Consider the following 16,803-nt stretch of genomic DNA (forward strand, 5'->3'; position numbering starts at 1 on the left):
GCACTCAGTGCTCACCCGTCGGCGATCAGTCGAAGGGGTTCTCGACCAGCGCGTTCGAGTGCGAGGCGGACAGGTGCGCCAGCTGCTCGGTGTCCTCGATCTCGCTCACGATGTCGTTGTTCATCGGTATCTCCTCTGTCGGATCGTTCGACCCGGCGTCGCCGGGGCCCGCTGGTGCGGACAGCGGCATAACGTATATGAGAATCATTCCCAATACCAGTAGTGTGTCCGACCATGAACCCCACACTGGTCCTCGCAGACCACCGCGCCGGCCGCTGGCGGGCCTTCGATCCCGGCGCGTCGCCCGGCCCCTGGTCGAGCGCCACGCTGGCCGAGCACGCGGGCGTCCTGACGCTCCCGGCGGGCGCGCCGGGAGGGGCGCGGGCGGTCTTCGCCGACGACGCCCTCGGCACGCTCGTCGTCATCGACGGCGCAGGTCAGGCCCGCAGAGTGCCGGTCGCGATCCCCGCCGAGCACCTCGCCTGCGACCCGACAGGACGCTTCGTCGTGGTCACCACCGGCCTGGGCGCCTCATGGGAGCCGTGGAGCGACCTGGTCACGGTCGTCGACCTGGCAGACGCGAGCGGGACCACCTCGGTGCGGGTGCGGGTTCGTGTCGGGGAGCCCGGTGTCGTGATCGTTCCGGATGCCGGAACAGGAGAGCCCATGGTCGTGCTGCGGCACCGCGAGCCTGGTGAGGCCGAGGTCATCCCGCTGCACGCCCTGCTGAGGGCCGGCCCCCACTGCCCGGTGGTACGCGGCGAGCGCCTGAAGCTGGCAGGCGATCTCGGTCACGGCGACGCCGCCGACCACCGCACGGGCGTGGTCCACCTGTCCACCGAGGCGGGCATCGAGCGGCTGCGGGTCACCGAGGGACGGCCCGAGCGTCTCGAGACCTGGCCGTGGCCGGTGCCGGGACGGGCGTACTTCCTGCGTCTCGACCCGGCCGCGGGGATCGTCGCCGCCGTCCGCGGGTCCGACTCGGACGCGACGCAGTGGCACACCTGGACGAACCACGTCGTGCACTGGGGCCTGGACGGCTCCGCCGAGCTGACCCGGACCGGTGACGGGCTGGTGTTCCGGCCGGACACCCTCGACGGCACGGTCGCCTGGACGGTCGTGCACCCCGACGGCGACCGCCTGGCGATGCTCGCCGACGGGCGTCTCAGCGAGATCGAGCTGCCGTCGATGAGCGCCGCTCCGCGGCCCGGGGTGGCGCCCTGGGACCCGGTCGGCGACAGGTCCGCGCAGCGGCGCGCCCTGGCGCTGGTCTCGGCCGACCTGGCCGCGGTCACGCGCGGAGGCGACGGCCAGCTCCATCTGGTCCGAGCATCGGGGATCGAGTCGACCCTGGACCTGGGATCTCCCGTCGACGAGGGCGGCCACCTGGCCGTCATCAGGGCGCCCCGGGCGCAGATAGACGGGGTCGGACGGTGACGCGCGCGAGCGTGCACGAAGCGCTGCGTCGTGCCGAGCGGGTGGGACGCCCGGGGCTGCCGATGGGCGGGTTCAGGCTCTCGCGGCGCCCCGGCGACCTGCTGCCGGTCCTGACGGACGAGGACGGCGGGGTCGTGTTCGACCCGGGCGCCCGCATCCAAGCCGCGGCCCCGTCGCCTGACGGGCGCCTGGTCGCCGTCGAGGTCAGCGACGACGGCTCCGAGGACGGGCGCCTCGTCCTCGTGGACACGATCTCACGGGAGCAGACCGAGGTCGACGGGGTGGCGCTCCGGCACGCGCGGATGGCCTGGGACGACCAAGGCCTGGTCCTCGTCGACGCCGCTGGTCGCTGCCTGCGGGTCCGGCCCGGGGTGCCGGCCCGGACGCTGTTCGTCACGGTCGCCGGCGAGCGCGCGACACCGGTCGGCGTCGGCGGCAGCGCGCTCGTCGCTCGGACCGGAGGGGAACGGACGCGGCTGATCGGCACCGACGGCGCGGAGATCGTCGAGCTTCCCCGGGTCCGCAGCATCACCTCCGCCGGTGACGCGGTGCTGGCGGTGACCGCCGAGGAGCTGGTGAGCTTCCGGGTGCCCGGACCGGCACCGGCACGGTGCCGGCTGGAGACCCTGCCAGGAGTGCCCGCGCACGCCCAGGCCGTTCCCGGGGGCGGCCTGGTCCACCTGGTCCGGGACGGGCACTCGGTGCTCGTCCGCCTCGGCGTGGATCACGGGATCCTCGCCCCGACGAGGACCGTCACGATCTCGGACCAGGAGGAGGTGCGGACCGTCTCGGGCCTGGCTTGGGCGCGAGACCGCGCCTGGGTGCGGGTCGAGTCGCCGGCCGGGGCACCGCGGGTGGTGCCGGTCGAGCAGGCGGCGCACACGACGCCCCAAGGCCGGCGGTCGCGGCTGATCACGGTGACCGCGGACGACGGAGCCGAGATCGAGCTCGTCCTGACCGGAGACACCGGTGGCGCCACCCTCGTCGAGGTCTACGGAGGCTTCGGCGTCGTCGATCTCCCTCGGTTCGAGCCCTCGGTGGCGGCTTGGTGCGAGCTCGGCGGGCTGCACGTGACCGCCCGGCTGCGTGGTGGTGGCGGGGCCGGCACCGCCTGGCATGCCGCCGGGCAGGGCGCGGAGAAGGTGCGTACGGTCGCCGATGCTGTCTCGGTGGTCCGCGAGCTGGTGCGGCTGGGTCTCGCGCGACCGGAGCGGCTGGTGCTCGCCGGGGCCTCGCTCGGCGGACTGGTCGCCGTCTCGGCTGCGCTCGCCGAGCCGGGCCTCGTCGCCGGGGTCGCCTGCACGGCCGCACCGCTCGACCCGCATCGCTTCGCCGAGCACCCCGGCGCGCGGCACTGGACCGACGAGTTCGGCGACCCGGACGACTCCGAGGTGCGGGCCGCGATGGACGACTACTCGCCGTTCGCGCGCGTCGCTCGCTATCCGGGCCGAACATGGCCGCGCTTCCTGCTGACCACGTTCATGGAGGACTCCCGGGTCGCCGCCGCACCCACCGACCGGCTCGCTGAGGTGTTGTCGGCGCGAGGCGCCGACGTCGTACGCAGCCACCGTCCGCGGATGGGCCACGGCGGCAACCACCTCGACTCCGTGCACGACTTCGCCGCCTCCGTCCTCGACTTCGCCCTCGACACAGCTCACCGACCCACAGGAGTGTGATGACCCCCACCGATGTCTCCGTGACCACGGACGAAGCGCCGCCGGACGTGCGGACGCGACCCGTAGGCCAGGTCCCCGCCGTCATCGCCCGGCGACGATGGCGAGCCCGGCTGCTGACCCTAGGCCTCGCCGCCGCCCTGCTCGTGGTCATCGCGTTGTCCGCCTCCGCGGGCACCGTGGACCTGACCGCGCTCGACGCCGCCAGGCTCGTCACCGGGCACCTGCTGCCCGGGATGCCGTGGATGAGCGACGGCACCTACACCGTGCTGCAGGACCAGGTGGTGTGGCAGTTCCGGCTGCCGCGCGCCCTCCTCGCCGCTCTGGCCGGCGCGGCGCTGAGCCTGGCCGGGGTGTTCATCCAGGCAGTCGTACGCAACCCGCTGGCCGAGCCGGCGATCATCGGAGTCTCCTCGGGCGCGGGTGTGGGGGCGGTCTCCGTGGTGGTCCTCGGCGCCGCGGCCGTCGGGGCCTGGATCGGCACCGCGGCGTTCGTGGGTGCCGCGGTTGCGACGGCGGCGGTGTTCGGGGTGGCGTACAAGAACGGCAGCATCGCCCCGCAGCGGCTGGTGCTGACCGGGGTGGCGCTGGGGACGTTCTTCAGTGCGATCACCAGCTACCTGACGCTCACGACCGAGGCGCAGAACGTGTTCAGCGTGATGTTCTTCCTGCTCGGCTCGGTCTCCGCCGCCACGATGACCGACCTGGCCGGGCCGCTGGTGGCTCTCGTGGTCGCCGTCATGGTCTCGATCACCACCGGACGCGCCGTCAACGCGCTGCAGGTCGGTGACGAGACCGCCACCGCGCTGGGCGTCCGGGTCAACCGGCTGCGGTCGGTCCTGCTGCTCTCCGCCGCCCTGCTCACCGGCACCGTGGTCTCGGTCGCCGGCGGGATCGGGTTCGTCGGGCTGGTGGTCCCGCACATCGCCCGGGTGCTGGTCGGCTCCGACCACCGCCGCATCGTCCCGGTGGCGGTCTTCGGCGGCGCTCTGTTCCTGTGCGGCGCCGACCTGATCGCCCGGACCGTCTCGGCGCCCGCCGAGGTGCCGCTGGGCATCATCACCGCGCTGATCGGCGTGCCGTTCTTCCTCTGGCTGATGCGCGGCCGGGCCGCCGACGAGCAGGGGATGGCGCGATGAGGCTCGAGACGCGGGACCTCACCCTGGGCCGAGGCGGTCGAGAGGTCGTCACCGCCGCGTCGGTCGTCGTCGAGCCGGGCGAGGTGCTCGGTCTACTCGGCGCGAACGGCAGCGGCAAGTCGACGCTCCTGCGCGCCTGCTTCGGCGCCCTCCGACCGGCCTCCGGCCACGTGCATCTCGACGGCACCGACGTCGCCACGATGAGCCGTCGCGACATCGCGCGCCGGGTCGCGGTGATGGCCCAGGAGCCGCCGGACGAGTTCGGGCTCACCGTCGCCGAGAGCGTGCTGCTGGGACGTACGCCGCACCGGGGAGTGCTGGGCCGCGACAGCCCCGAGGACTGGCTGGTCGTGGGCCGGGCGATGGAGCTGGCGGGGGTGGCCGTGCTGGCCGACCGGCCGGTACACCGGCTCTCGGGCGGCGAGCGGCAGCGTACGTTGCTCGCCCGGGCGATCGCTCAGGAGGCCGAGCTCCTGCTGCTCGACGAGCCCACCAACCACCTCGACGTCTCCTACCGGTTCGAGCTGATGCACACCGTGGCGGAGCTCGGGATCACCACCGTCGTCGCCCTGCACGAGCTCGACCTGGCGCTGGCGTACTGCGACCGCATCGCCGTGCTCGACCGAGGGCGCGTCGTCGCGCTGGGCGAGCCCGCCGACATCCTCACGCCGGACCTGGTGCGTGAGGTCTTCGGTGTCGAGGCCAGCCGGATCACCGATCCGGAGGCCGGCACCCCCCACCTGCTCCTGCGCGGGACGTCCGCGCGGGCCCGAGAGAGGAACACATGAACACCACCCCACTGCTGCGCGCCGTCCCGGTGGCAGCGCTCATCCTTCTGGCCGCCACCGGATGCGGTGGCACCGGCGTCACGAACGACGCGGCGGCGAACGGTGAGGCCGCCGAGGGCTACCCGGTGACCGTGGAGAACTGCGGACGCCAGGTCACGGTCGAGTCCGCCCCGAAGCGCATCGTCGGGCTCAGCCCGGCCCAGACCGAGCTGCTCGTCCGCCTCGGCCTCGCCGACCGGCTCGTCGGCCAGGCGCAGACCGCCATGCACGAGCTCCCCGAGGACATCGCCGCGAAGGCGAGCGAGGTGCCGGAGCTGAGCACCGACGCGCCGCCGGCGCGCGAGCAGCTCCTCGACGTGCAGCCCGACGCGGTCGTCGCGCCGACCGAGTACGAGTTCACCGCCGAGCAGGGTTTCGCCACCATCGACCAGCTCACCGACGCCGGGGTGACCACGTACGTCGCCGCCGGCGGCTGCCCCGAGCGCCGCGCCACGGGCGAGGTCACGGACCTGTTCACCGACCTGGAGGCGCTCGGGAGCATCTTCGGGGTCCAGGCCGCTGCCGACGAGCTGGTCGCCGAGACCCGGGGTGACCTCGAGGCGGTCGAGAAGGCGGTGGCGGACCGGCCACGACCCACCGTCGCGCAGCTCTTCGTCGAGGGCAAGACGCTCTCCGCGATCGGTGCCGGGGTGGAGTACGACATGATCGAGCGCGCGGGCGGCGAGAACGTCTTCAGCCCGGACGAGAAGCTCTTCGAGCAGTTCTTCTCCGCGGTCGTCTCGCCCGAGGAGATCGCCGCGCGCAACCCGGACGCCATCGTGTTCGCCGTCCGGGAGCCCTCCGAGGCCGGGCGGGTCGAGGCGTACCTGCGCAAGACCTTCCCCGACGTCACGGCCGTCAAGGAGGACCGCTTCATCGTCCTGCGCACCCCGGACACCTTCCCGGGCACGCTCGGCAACGTCGCCGCGCTGCGGACGATCGCGGAGGGCCTGCACCCGGACGCGTTCTGAGTCCGCGCCCGGGCCGGCCGGGTCGTCCTCGGGGACGGCCTGGCCGGCCCGTCGGTGTCTACTCTCGGGCGAGCAACCGCCAGCCCTCGGCCTGTGTGCGCTCGCGCCAGAAGTCGAGGTAGCGGCCGCCGTGCGCCAGGAGCTCGGAGTGGGTGCCGCGCTCGACGATCCGGCCGCCGTCGAGGACGACGATCTGGTCGGCGGCGACGACGGTCTGCAGCCGGTGGGCGATGACGATGACCGTACGGTCGGTGGAGAGCGCGGTGAGTGCCTCCTGGACCGCAGCCTCGTTCTCGGCGTCGAGGGCGGCGGTCGCCTCGTCGAGGAGGACGACCGGGGCGTCCTTCAGCAGCGCCCGGGCGATCGAGACCCGCTGCTTCTCGCCACCGGAGAGCGTGGAGCCCGCCTCCCCGATCCGGGTCTGCCAACCGTGGGGGAGTCGGTCGACGATGTCGTCGACGCGCGCCAGCCGCGCGGCCTCGTGCAGCTCCTCGTCGGTGGCATCGGGCCGCGACATCATCACGTTGTCGCGCAGGGTGCCCTCGAAGAGGTAGACGTCCTGGAAGACGATCGAGACCCGCCGCATCAGCGCCTCCGTCCCCAGATCACGTACGTCGACCCCGCCCAGCATCACCGCGCCCGCCGTCACGTCGTGGAACCGGGCGAGCAGACGCAGCAGGGTGCTCTTCCCCGAGCCCGACGGCCCGACCACGGCCGTCAGCGAGCGCGGCGGCGCGGTGAGGGAGACGTCGTCGAGCACGCGGGTGGCGCCGTCGCCGTCGTAGGAGAAGGCCACCTGGCGCAGCTCGATGCCGCTGTCGGCCGGCTCACCAGGTGCGGCCGGCTCGGGGAGCGGCTCGAGCCGGAGGACATCGAGGACACGTCGCAACGACCCCTCGGCGATCCGCAGCGCGCTGGAGAGCTCGCCGTAGTCGATCAGCGACTCCACGAACCGAACCGTGAGCACGAGCAGACCGATCGCCGTGGCCGGTGCCAGCGTGCCGCCCAGGCTGAGATGGACGGCCAGCGCGATCACCAGGGTGAGCAGCGCCTGGATGGAGAGCAGCTGGATCCCCAGGCCGCCGAACCCGGTGACCAGCAGGCGTCGCGAGGCCCGCTTCTGCTCCCGCAGCGCGGCCTCGACCAGCTCGTTGCCGTGGACGGTGCGGCCGAAGACCCGCAACGCGGGCTGGTTGAGCGCGAACTCGACCACCCGCGCGGAGCCCTCCGCCATCGCCGCGTCGTAGGCGCCCTCGCCACGACCGACGATCACGGCGAGGAGCCGGGTGGTCGCCAGCACCGCGACGACGCCGACCAGGAGCGCGAGCGCGAGACGCCACTCGAGGAACGCCATCGCGACGACCACGGTCACGGGGCTGACGACGGCAGCGATCAGCGGCCGCAGCAGGTGTCCCGGAACCGAGGCGATGTCGGTCGCGCCCTTGGACGCCATCCGGGAGAGCTGTCCGGTGCGGTCCTGGGCGTACCAGCCCAGCGGCAGCCGCACGGTGTGGTCGCCGAGCCTGGCCAGGGTGATGTCGAGCAGGTCGCAGGCCAGGTCGTAGCCGTCCAGGTTGCCGACCGTCAGGGCGACGTGATGGGCGACGAAGAGGCCGGCGAGCACGGTCAGCCACGTGGTCGCGGCGTCCCAGTCCTGGCGCAGCGCCGCGTCCAGGACCGGCACGACACAGGCGAAGGCCAGGCCCTGGAGCACCCCGGTGGCGACGAACATCGCGACCACACGGGCGAGCTGGCGCCGGTGCGGGCGGTCCACGAGAGCGGCGAGCAGACGGACGATGGTGATCATGCCGCCGCCTCCGTAGCGCAAGCGCGAGAGTACGGAAGCGGCGGCCTGATACCTACTGTCGCTCGCTGACGCTCGCTCATGCCGACTCCTCCTCGGCCCAACCGTCCACCGGGTGGGCGCGCTGGTCGGCGGCCCAGAGCCGGGCGTAGCGGCCTCCCCGGGCGAGGAGCTCCTCGTGGGTGCCGCGCTCGGCGATCCGGCCCTCGTCGAGGACGATGATCTGGTCGGCTGCGGTGACCGTGGAGAGGCGGTGGGCGATCACCAGCAGCGTACGTCCGGCGACGAGGCGGGACAGTGCTCGCTGGACGAGCGCCTCCGACTCCGGGTCCGCTGCCGCGGTGGCCTCGTCGAGCACCAGGATCGGGGTGTCGGAGTGTTGCGCGCGGGCGATGGCGACCCGCTGCCGCTCGCCGCCGGAGAGCTGGCCGTCCTCGCCGACCACCGAGTCATAGCCGCGCGGGAGCTCGTCGATGCGGTCGGCGATCTGCGCGGCAGCGGCCGCGCGGCGTACGTCCTGGTCGGACGCCTCCGGGTGGGCGAGTCGGATGTTGTCCCGGATCGAGGTACGCAGCAGCCCGGTGTCCTGGAAGACGAAGGAGACCTGCTCGTAGAGCTGAGCGCTCGTCATCTCGCGCAGATCGACCCCGGCGATGGTGATCCGGCCCGTGGTGGGGTCGGCGAAGCGGGGCAGCAGCTTGGCCAGCGTCGACTTCCCTGAGCCGGAGTGGCCCACGAGCGCCGTCACGGTGCCGGGCTCGAGGACCAGGTCGATGTCGTGGAGGACGGGCGGGGCGCCGGGGGAGTAGGTGAAGGAGACGTCGTGGATCTCGACGCGGGCTGAGGACGGGGTCGGGGCCGGCGCGGCCGGCTCGGGGAGCTCTGGCTCCGCCAGCAGCCGCTGGATCCGCCGGGCCGCCTCGGTCGCCTCGCGCAGCTCGCGGGCGGCGTAGCCGGCGACGGTGACCGGCGCGGTCATCGCCAGCCCGAGGACGAGGAACGGCACCAGGTCGGGCCCGGTGATCCACGAGGCACGCAGCATCCAGACCCCGGCTCCCAGGACGAGCACCAGGGTCAGCGCCGGTGTCAGGGCCAGCTCCATGAGCAGCATCCCGAACGCGGAGTGACGCATCCAGGCCCGGTTGAACCCGCCGAAGCGGGTCGCCACCTCGGCCAGCCGCCGGTGAGCCTGCCCGGTGGCGCCGAACGTCTTGATCTCGGCGATCCCGCCGGTGTTCTCGACCGTCGCCGCGGCGAGCTCGGCCAGTCCGGCGTCGTAGTCCCGGTAGAGCGCGCCCGCGCCCCGCATCGAGATCCGGAATCCGACCAGTCCGAGCGCGAGCGGGAGGAGCGTCACCAGCGCGAGCGGCGGGGAGACCACGAACAGATAGACGGCGACGACCGTGGGCAGCGTGATCGCCGCGGTCAGCTCCATGACCGAGTGGGCGACCAGGTGGTGCAGCGCGGCGACGTCGTCCTGCACCGCCTTCTTCACGGTGCCGGAGTTGCGCTCGGTGAACCACGCCAGCGGCACTCGGCCGAGCCGGGCGACCAGCAGGCGGCGCAGGTGGATGGAGAGGTCGAGGTCGGCGACGTGGGACAGCCACGACGAGCCGAGCACCGTCGCCAGGCGCACCAGCAGCGCGGCCACGCTCACCCAGACCACGACCCACGCACGGCCGGCCTCTACGGGCGCCCCGGAGGGCAGCAGGATCCGGGCCAGCTCGACGATCCCGACGAGCGGCACCAGCCCGGCGACGGTCGAGACGACCATCAGCAGCAGGCTGCCGACCAGCCTTCCCCGGACAGGACGAAGCGTCTGGAGGAGGGGAGAGCGAGCCAACTGTTGTCCTGCCGAGATCGAGGGGTTGCTGCGTACGGGATCGGGAGGTCAGCCGCCGTGGCTGGTCGGGGCGAGGAGACGCTCGAGCTCGTCCTCCTTCTCGGTGGGCACGACGAAGAGGAGCTCGTCGCCCTGCTCGAGAGGCTGCTCGGGGGTGGGCACGTAGACCTGGCCGTCACGCAGGAGCGTGACCAGTGCGCAGTTCTCGGGGAACGGCACCAGGCCGGTGGCCTTGCCGACGTAGGGGGAGTCGGCGGGCAGGGTGATCTCGACCAGGTTGGCCTGGCCCTGCCGAAAGGTGAACAGGCGCACCAGGTCGCCGACGGTGACCGCTTCCTCGACCAGCGCGGACATGATCCGCGGGGTGGAGACGTTGACGTCGACGCCCCAGGCCTCGGTGAAGAGCCATTCGTTGTTGGGGTGGTTGACCCGGCCCACGGTGCGCGGCACGCCGAACTCGGTCTTGGCCAGCAGGGAGCAGACCAGGTTGGCCTTGTCGTCACCGGTCGCGGCGATCACCACGTCGCAGTTGTCCAGCCGGGCCTCCTCGAGCGAGGAGAGCTCGCACGCGTCGGCGAGCAGCCACTCCGCGTCGGCCACCCGCTCGGGCTTGATGGAGCCCGGGTTCTTGTCGATGAGGAGCACCTCGTGGCCGTTGGTGATCAGCTCACGGGCGATGGACCGGCCGACGGCCCCGGCTCCGGCGATAGCAACTCTCATCGTCAGTCTTCCTCGGGGCCGTTCTTGATCGTCTTGTAGGCCTGCGCGGTGTTCTCCTCGCGCATCACGATGTGGAGCACGTCGCCCTCCTGGATCACGCTCTCGCGGACCGGGAGGATGCCCTCGCCGAGCCGGTCGATCCACGCGATCCGGGAACCGGACTGGCGCTGGAACTTGATGGTCCGCTCGCCGACCCAGGACTCGGGCATGATCACCTGGTCGATGCGGATGTTGCCCGACATGTCGCGGAAGTCGGGTTCTGCGCCGGCCGGGAGGAGTCGACGGAGCACCTGGTCGGCGGTCCATTTGACGGTGGCCACGGTGCTGATCCCGAGGCGCTGGTAGACCTCGGCGCGGCCGGGGTCGTAGATGCGAGCCACGACCTGCTGGATGCCGAACTCCTCGCGCGCGACCCGGGCGGAGATGATGTTGGAGTTGTCACCGCTGGAGACCGCCGCGAACGCCTCGGCCCGCTTGATGCCGGCCTTGAGGAGCACCTCGCGGTCGAAGCCCATGCCGGCGACCTTGTCGCCGTTGAATCCCGGTCCGAGCCGTCGGAAGGCGTCCGAGTTCTGATCGATGACCGAGACCGTGTGGTTGCGGTCCTCCAGACTTCTGGCCAGGGTCGAGCCGACGCGGCCACAGCCCATGATCACTACGTGCACCGTGTCATGATTGCACTCGCGTGGGTCGCGCGTCGCCTACGCCCTCGAAGTTGGCGTGTTCAGGCCGGTGAGGCCCTCCGAAAGCGCACGGAAGCAGCCATGTGCCGTAGCGTCTGCGGTTGTGGGTGTTGGTGACGTATCAAAACGGTTGCTCATCGGCCGTAAGCTCCGCAGCTCGCAGCTGGGCGAGACTTTGCTGCCGAAGCGCATCGCGCTACCAGTCTTCGCCAGCGACCCGCTGTCGTCGGTGGCCTACTCGCCGGACGAGATCTTCCTGACCCTCGCGCTGGCGGGCGTCACCGCCTACGCGTTCTCCTGGAAGATCGCGATCATCGTCGGGTTCGTGATGCTGGCGGTGGTGCTGTCCTACCGCCAGAACGTGCAGGCCTACCAGAGCGGCGGCGGCGACTTCGAGGTGGCCGGTGCCAACCTCGGGGCGAAGCCGGCGCTGACGGTCGCCAGTGCGTTGCTCGTCGACTACGTGCTGACTGTCGCGGTGTCGATCTCCTCGGCGGCCCAGTATCTGGCCACGACGGTCGATCTCGCCCGTGGTCACGAGGTGCTGATCGCGACCGCGGCGGTGCTCTTCCTCGCCGCGATGAACCTGCGTGGCGTCCGCGAGTCCGGAACCGCCTTCGCGATACCGACCTACATCTTCATCTTCTCCATGCTCGGCATGGTGGCGTGGGGACTCGGCCAGCATTTCCTCGGCGGTGGCCTGGGTCGGGCCGAGAGCGCCGACCTCACGGTGATCGCCGAGCCGGAGTTCGCCGACGGGTTCGCGGGCGTGGCCGCAGCCTTCCTTCTGCTGCGCGCATTCGCCTCGGGATGTGCGACGCTCACGGGAGTCGAGGCGATCGCCAATGGGGTCCCCGCCTTCCGCAAGCCCAAAGGCAAGAACGCTGCCACCACTCTGGCACTCCTCGGGGCGATCGCGATCACGCTCGCGATGTCGATCGTGGCCCTCGCCAACATCATCCACGCTCAGGTGGTCGAGGACCCCGAACATCAACTGCGTGGCCCCAACGGGGAGCAGCTCGTGGACTACCACCAGGCGCCGCTGGTCGGCCAGATCGCCCATGTGGTGTTCGAGAACTTCCCGCCTGGATTCTTCGTGATCACCCTCTCCACCGGCCTGATCCTCCTGCTGGCGGCCAACACCGCCTTCAACGGCTTTCCGGTGCTCGCCTCGATCCTGGCCAAGGACGGCTACGCGCCGCGGGCCTTCGCGGCTCGCGGTGACCGGCTCGCCTACAGCAACGGGATCGTGATCCTCGCAGGCCTGTCGATCCTGCTGATCGTGGCCTTCGACGCCCAGGTGACTCGCCTGATCCAGCTGTACATCGTCGGCGTCTTCGTGGCGTTCACGATCGGCCAGACCGGCATGGTGCGGCACTGGACCCGGCTGCTCCGGGATGAGCGGGACCCGGTCGTCCGGGCGAAGATGCAGACCAGCCGGTTCATCAACGCCTTCGGCCTCTCGGTCACCGGGGTCGTGCTGGTCGTCGTGCTGATCACCAAGTTCACCCATGGTGCGTGGATCTCGATCGTCGCGATGGCATTCGCGTTCCTGCTCATGACCGGTATCCGTCGCCACTATGACAACGTCGCCCTCGAGCTCGCGGCTGACGAGCGCGACCGGGTGCTCCCCACCCGTGTCCACGCGATGGTCCTGGTCTCCAAGCTCCACAAGCCGACCCTGCGGGCGCTTGCCTTCGCCCAGGCCTCGCGCCCGAACGCGCTCGAGGCGGTGACGGTCTCGACCAGCGACTCCGACACCGCCGAGCTGCTCAAGCAGTGGGACGAGCGCAACCTGCCGATGCCGTTGAAGGTGCTCCACTCTCCCTACCGCGAGCTCATCCGCCCCGTCGTCGAGTACGCCTCGGCGATCCGTGACGCCAACCCGCGCGGCGTCGTGGCCGTCTACATCCCCGAGTACGTCGTCGGCCGGTGGTGGGAGCAGTTCCTGCACAACCAGACCGCGCTGCGGCTCAAGGGCCGCCTGCTGTTCACCCCGGGCGTCATGGTCATCTCGGTGCCCTACCAGCTCGCCTCCGGCAAGGAGCGCGCCGAGGAGATGCGCGAGGAGTACTGGCTCGCGCCGGGCCTGCGCCGCGGAAGCGGCCGGCGATGAGCCGGACCCGGCGCCCGGCGCCCCGTGGCCGGCGGCCCCGTCAGAAGGCGTCGAAGGGCGAGTCGTACGTCGGCAAGCGGTTCGAGGTCGAGGTCGGCCCCGTCGCGCACGGCGGTCACGTCGTCGCCCGGGTGCCGGTCGGCGAGGACTCCCGCGTCGTCTTCGTGCGTCACGCCCTTCCGGGCGAGCAGGTCGTTCTCGAGATCACCGAGGGGACCGCCGGTGACCGGTTCTGGCGCGGGGACGCCGTCTCGGTGGTCTCGGCCGGGCCGGAACGGGTCGTTCCGGCGTGCCCCTACGCCGGCCCCGGTCTGTGCGGCGGCTGCGACTTCCAGCACGTCTCGCTGCCCGCGCAGCGCGATCTGAAGGCGACGGTGCTGCGCGAGCAGCTGGTGCGGCTGGGCGGACTCTCCGCCGAGGACCCGCTGGTGGCCGGCCTCGTCGTCGAGGCGGTCCCCGGCGACGTGGACGGGCTGCGGTGGCGCACCCGCCAGCGCTACGCCACCGCGCCGGGCGGTGGCCGCGGGATGCGGCGCTACCGTTCCCATGATGTGATCCCGGTCGACGACTGCCTGATCGCCACCGAGGACGCCCGCGAACCAGGTGCCGGGACGGTCGTGGAGACAGTCGAGCTCGGGGGTGCCAAGCACTCCTTCGAGGTCGCCGCCGACGGCTTCTGGCAGGTGCACCCGGGTGCGCCGACGGCCTTGGTCTCGGCGGTGCTGGCTGCGTTGGAGCCGGCGCCGGGCCAGACCGTCCTGGACCTCTACGCCGGGGTCGGACTCTTCTCCGCCTTCCTCGCCGACGCCGTGGGCCCGTCCGGACGCGTCGTCGCGGTCGAGGGCGATCCGACCGCCTCCGCGCTCTCGGTCGGCAACGTTCCCGCGGCCGAGGTCGCCGCGGGCGACGTCGGCACGGTGCTGGGTCGCCTCGAGGAGGGTCCTGTCGACCTCGTCGTCCTCGACCCGCCCCGTGAGGGCGCGCGCCGGGCCGTCGTCGAGGCCGTCGTCGCACGTACGCCACAGAAGGTCGCCTACGTCGCTTGCGACCCCGCCGCCCTGGCCCGAGACGTCTCGATCTTCGCCGAGCTCGGCTACCGGCTGCGCTCGCTGCGCGCCTTCGACCTGTTCCCGATGACCCACCACGTCGAGGCCGTCGCTCTGCTGGAGAGATCTGCGGCCTGAGGCCGCTGAACGTTTCGAGAGCGGACGGCGCCGGCTGCACAGATGATGACGGCGACCGCGCCGATGAGGGTCGCGGTGCCGACATGCTCACCGAGGAGCAGGGCGGCCCAGGTGATCGTGAGCACGGGCTGGAGGAGCTGGATCTGGGAGACGGTGGTCATCGGACCGATCGCGAGACCGCGGTACCAGGCGAAGAAGCCGAGGAACATGCTCACCACCGCCAGATAGCCGAAGGCCGCGATCTGGCCCGGGGTCGCTGAGGGCGGCTGCTGGACCAGCGCCACCGCGGTGAGGGCGACCATCAGCGGTGAGGCGAGCACGAGCGCCCAGCTGATCGTCTGCCACGAGCCGAGCTCTCGGGAGAGGAGCCCGCCCTCCATGTAGCCGAGCGCGCAGGCCAACACCGCGGCGATCAGCAGCAGGTCGGCCAGGTGGATCTGCCCGAGTCCGCCGCCCTGCACGGCGAGGAACGCGACCACCACGGCGGCCCCGACGACGGAGAAGAACCAGAATGCGTACGAGGGCCGCTCCGCCGTTCGCAGCACGACCGCGACCGCGGTGACCGCCGGGAGCACCGCGATCACCACCGCACCGTGCGCTGCCGGGACCGTCCCGAGCGCGTACGAGGTCAGGACCGGGAAGCCCACGACCACCCCACCTGCGACCACCGCCAGCCGTGCCCACACCGACGGTCGGGCGGGGAGCGGTTGTCGGGTGATGGCGAGGACGAGTGCGGCGAGGAGTGCCGCGACGACCGCGCGGCCTGCGCCGATGAGCAGCGGGGAGAGGCCGCCGACGGCGATCCGGGTCATCGGCACGGTCAGCGAGAACGCGACGATGCCGACGAAGCCCCAGAACAAACCGCTCGGTCCGCCGGAAGCGCTCGGTAGCGGAGTGCGCCGAGAAAGGATAGCGCTACTATTCGTTGTCATGTCGAACGATAGCACCGCCCGGATCGTCGATGACTTGCGCAGATGGATCTCGGCCGCCGCGCCCGGTGCCCGGCTTCCGTCCTCACGCGACTTGGTCGCCCGGTACGCCGCCAGCCCGGTGACGGTGCAGAAGGCGCTGCGCCGCCTGGCCGCCGAGGGTCTGACCGAGTCGCGGCCCGGGGTCGGCACGTTCGTGCGAGCCGAGCGCGTCGTGCGCACGGTGGACTACGGCTGGCAGAGCGCGGCGCTGCGTACGCCCCGGTTCACGCTGCCGAGGAGCAGCCAGCCGCTGCTGACCGCTCCGCCTGAGGCGTACGCGCTCCACGGGGGTTATCCCGAGCCCGGCCTCCTCCCCGACCGCCTCGTGCGTGCTGCGCTCGGCCGGGCCGCGCGCAGCGCCGCCGCCACCGCGCGGCCACCCACTGCGGGACTGCCGGAGCTGAGGGCCTGGTTCGCAGCCGAGCTCACGGCGCTGACCCCCGCGGGCACCGCCGCTCCGGGCTTCTCGGACGTCGTGATCACGCCGGGCAGCCAGAGCGCGCTGACCTCGATCATTCGCGCCCTGGTGCCGCCCGGCGGCGCGCTGCTGATCGAGTCGCCGACCTACTGGGGCGCGATCCATTCCGCGCATCTGGCCGGCGTACGCCTCGTCCCGGTACCCGGCGACACCGACGGCCCCGACCCCGACGAGCTCGACCGTGCTTTCCGTGAGACCGGCGCACGCGCGTTCTACGCCCAGCCGAACTACGCCAACCCGACCGGCGTCCAGTGGAGCCCCGAGCGTGCGCGTGAGGTGCTCGACGTCGTCCGCGACCGCGGTGCGTTCCTGATCGAGGACGACTGGGCCCACGACCTGGCCATCACCACCGTGCCACGGCCGGTCGCGGTGGACGATCACGACGGGCACGTCGTCTACGTTCGCTCCCTGACCAAGTCGATGTCGCCGGCCGTCCGGGTCGCGGCCGTGATCGCTCGCGGTCCGGCGCGCGAACGGATCCTCGCCGACCAGGCGGCCGAGTCCGCCTACGTCAGCGCGATCCTGCAGGCAACCGCTCTCGACGTCGTCAGCGACCCGGGCTGGCCGACCCACCTCCGCCGCCTACGCCGGGCGTTGAAGGAACGGCGCGACCTGCTCGCCGCGAGCCTCGCCGAACACGCCCCGGCGTTGGACATCGGCACCCTTCCACCGGGTGGGATCCACCTCTGGGCCCGGCTGCCCGACGGGATCGACGTTCATCGCCTGGTCCGTGACTGCAAGGCGGCCAGCGTCTATGTGGCGGCTGGTGACGAGTGGTTCGCAGCCGAACCCGCAGGTCCGTATCTCCGCCTCAACTTCACCGGGCCCAGCCCCGGCGGTTTCGCCGACGCCGCCACGGTGATCGGCGAAGCGGTCGCCGCCCAGCGCTGACCGGAAGGCCATCTCGGTTCTGGTGATGCTCTGACGCGTCGATATCAGTTGCGCGTCTCGGCCATC

Annotated in this window: 14 protein-coding genes; 8 read left to right on the forward strand and 6 right to left on the reverse strand. The window is 71.9% G+C overall.

The annotated features are described in order from the left end of the window. Positions 1-25: 25 nt before the first annotated feature. Positions 26-124 carry a streptamidine family RiPP gene (gene amiA, locus ACFVJS_RS10325; protein ID WP_246321463.1) on the reverse strand — a complete coding sequence of 33 codons (99 nt, stop codon included), beginning with the start codon at positions 122-124 and terminating at the stop codon, positions 26-28. A gap of 110 nt (positions 125-234) precedes the next feature. Between amiA and ACFVJS_RS10330 the strand changes: the two genes are divergently transcribed. Genes ACFVJS_RS10330 through ACFVJS_RS10350 form a run of 5 tightly spaced genes read left to right on the forward strand, consistent with a single transcriptional unit; the run spans position 235 to position 6,047 of the window. After that, a complete protein-coding gene (locus tag ACFVJS_RS10330) occupies positions 235-1,437 on the forward strand; it encodes a hypothetical protein (protein ID WP_378879147.1) in 1,203 nt (400 codons plus the stop codon). Next, the gene (locus ACFVJS_RS10335) at positions 1,434-3,113 is read left to right on the forward strand and encodes a prolyl oligopeptidase family serine peptidase (protein WP_378879149.1); all 1,680 of its coding nucleotides are present in this window, start codon (positions 1,434-1,436) and stop codon (positions 3,111-3,113) included. Before ACFVJS_RS10330 ends, ACFVJS_RS10335 begins: the two co-directional genes overlap by 4 nt. Next, positions 3,113-4,249 carry a FecCD family ABC transporter permease gene (locus tag ACFVJS_RS10340; RefSeq protein ID WP_378879152.1) on the forward strand — a complete coding sequence of 379 codons (1,137 nt, stop codon included), beginning with the start codon at positions 3,113-3,115 and terminating at the stop codon, positions 4,247-4,249. Before ACFVJS_RS10335 ends, ACFVJS_RS10340 begins: the two co-directional genes overlap by 1 nt. Beyond that, positions 4,246-5,037, forward strand: a complete 792-nt coding sequence (locus tag ACFVJS_RS10345; protein WP_378879155.1) for an ABC transporter ATP-binding protein — start codon at positions 4,246-4,248, stop codon at positions 5,035-5,037. Before ACFVJS_RS10340 ends, ACFVJS_RS10345 begins: the two co-directional genes overlap by 4 nt. Beyond that, positions 5,034-6,047, forward strand: coding sequence for an ABC transporter substrate-binding protein (locus ACFVJS_RS10350; RefSeq protein ID WP_378879157.1), 1,014 nt, complete (start codon positions 5,034-5,036; stop codon positions 6,045-6,047). The genes ACFVJS_RS10345 and ACFVJS_RS10350 overlap by 4 nt, the downstream gene beginning before the upstream one ends. A gap of 58 nt (positions 6,048-6,105) precedes the next feature. Here ACFVJS_RS10350 and ACFVJS_RS10355 read toward each other — a convergent pair whose 3' ends face one another. From ACFVJS_RS10355 to ACFVJS_RS10370, 4 genes are all read right to left on the reverse strand, one after another. Then, positions 6,106-7,854, reverse strand: coding sequence for an ABC transporter ATP-binding protein (locus ACFVJS_RS10355; RefSeq protein ID WP_378879160.1), 1,749 nt, complete (start codon positions 7,852-7,854; stop codon positions 6,106-6,108). Positions 7,855-7,930: 76 nt separating this feature from the next. Continuing rightward, positions 7,931-9,694, reverse strand: a complete 1,764-nt coding sequence (locus ACFVJS_RS10360; protein WP_378879163.1) for an ABC transporter ATP-binding protein — start codon at positions 9,692-9,694, stop codon at positions 7,931-7,933. Positions 9,695-9,742: 48 nt separating this feature from the next. After that, positions 9,743-10,414, reverse strand: a complete 672-nt coding sequence (locus ACFVJS_RS10365; RefSeq protein ID WP_378879165.1) for a potassium channel family protein — start codon at positions 10,412-10,414, stop codon at positions 9,743-9,745. Positions 10,415-10,416: 2 nt separating this feature from the next. After that, complete coding sequence (locus ACFVJS_RS10370) at positions 10,417-11,079, reverse strand: potassium channel family protein (protein ID WP_378879167.1); 663 nt, start codon at positions 11,077-11,079, stop codon at positions 10,417-10,419. 121 nt (positions 11,080-11,200) lie between these two features. Between ACFVJS_RS10370 and ACFVJS_RS10375 the strand changes: the two genes are divergently transcribed. Continuing rightward, entirely contained in the window at positions 11,201-13,213 is a 2,013-nt protein-coding gene (locus ACFVJS_RS10375; RefSeq protein ID WP_378879169.1) for an APC family permease, read from the forward strand. Continuing rightward, a complete protein-coding gene (locus ACFVJS_RS10380; protein WP_378879172.1) occupies positions 13,210-14,397 on the forward strand; it encodes a class I SAM-dependent RNA methyltransferase in 1,188 nt (395 codons plus the stop codon). The genes ACFVJS_RS10375 and ACFVJS_RS10380 overlap by 4 nt, the downstream gene beginning before the upstream one ends. Here ACFVJS_RS10380 and ACFVJS_RS10385 read toward each other — a convergent pair. Beyond that, on the reverse strand, positions 14,307-15,257 hold the full coding sequence (locus ACFVJS_RS10385) for a DMT family transporter (RefSeq protein WP_378879175.1): 951 nt from the start codon (positions 15,255-15,257) through the stop codon (positions 14,307-14,309). The two genes, ACFVJS_RS10380 and ACFVJS_RS10385, sit on opposite strands and share 91 nt — an antisense overlap. A 70-nt stretch (positions 15,258-15,327) precedes the next feature. Here ACFVJS_RS10385 and ACFVJS_RS10390 point away from each other — a divergent pair, with 70 nt between their 5' ends. Further along, entirely contained in the window at positions 15,328-16,737 is a 1,410-nt protein-coding gene (locus tag ACFVJS_RS10390) for a PLP-dependent aminotransferase family protein (protein ID WP_378879178.1), read from the forward strand. Positions 16,738-16,803 lie beyond the last annotated feature (66 nt).

Source organism: Nocardioides sp. NPDC057772 (genome assembly GCF_042798075.1).
GTDB lineage: Bacteria > Actinomycetota > Actinomycetes > Propionibacteriales > Nocardioidaceae > Nocardioides.

Excerpts from the sequence above, each read along its gene's own strand:
- amiA (WP_246321463.1), bottom strand. The coding sequence starts at position 124 with ATGAACAACGACATCGTGAGCGAGATCGAGGACACCGAGCAGCTGGCG.
- ACFVJS_RS10330 (WP_378879147.1), top strand. The coding sequence starts at position 235 with ATGAACCCCACACTGGTCCTCGCAGACCACCGCGCCGGCCGCTGGCGG.
- ACFVJS_RS10340 (WP_378879152.1), top strand. The coding sequence starts at position 3,113 with ATGACCCCCACCGATGTCTCCGTGACCACGGACGAAGCGCCGCCGGAC.
- ACFVJS_RS10345 (WP_378879155.1), top strand. The coding sequence starts at position 4,246 with ATGAGGCTCGAGACGCGGGACCTCACCCTGGGCCGAGGCGGTCGAGAG.
- ACFVJS_RS10350 (WP_378879157.1), top strand. The coding sequence starts at position 5,034 with ATGAACACCACCCCACTGCTGCGCGCCGTCCCGGTGGCAGCGCTCATC.
- ACFVJS_RS10355 (WP_378879160.1), bottom strand. The coding sequence starts at position 7,854 with ATGATCACCATCGTCCGTCTGCTCGCCGCTCTCGTGGACCGCCCGCAC.
- ACFVJS_RS10365 (WP_378879165.1), bottom strand. The coding sequence starts at position 10,414 with ATGAGAGTTGCTATCGCCGGAGCCGGGGCCGTCGGCCGGTCCATCGCC.
- ACFVJS_RS10380 (WP_378879172.1), top strand. The coding sequence starts at position 13,210 with ATGAGCCGGACCCGGCGCCCGGCGCCCCGTGGCCGGCGGCCCCGTCAG.
- ACFVJS_RS10390 (WP_378879178.1), top strand. The coding sequence starts at position 15,328 with ATGTCGAACGATAGCACCGCCCGGATCGTCGATGACTTGCGCAGATGG.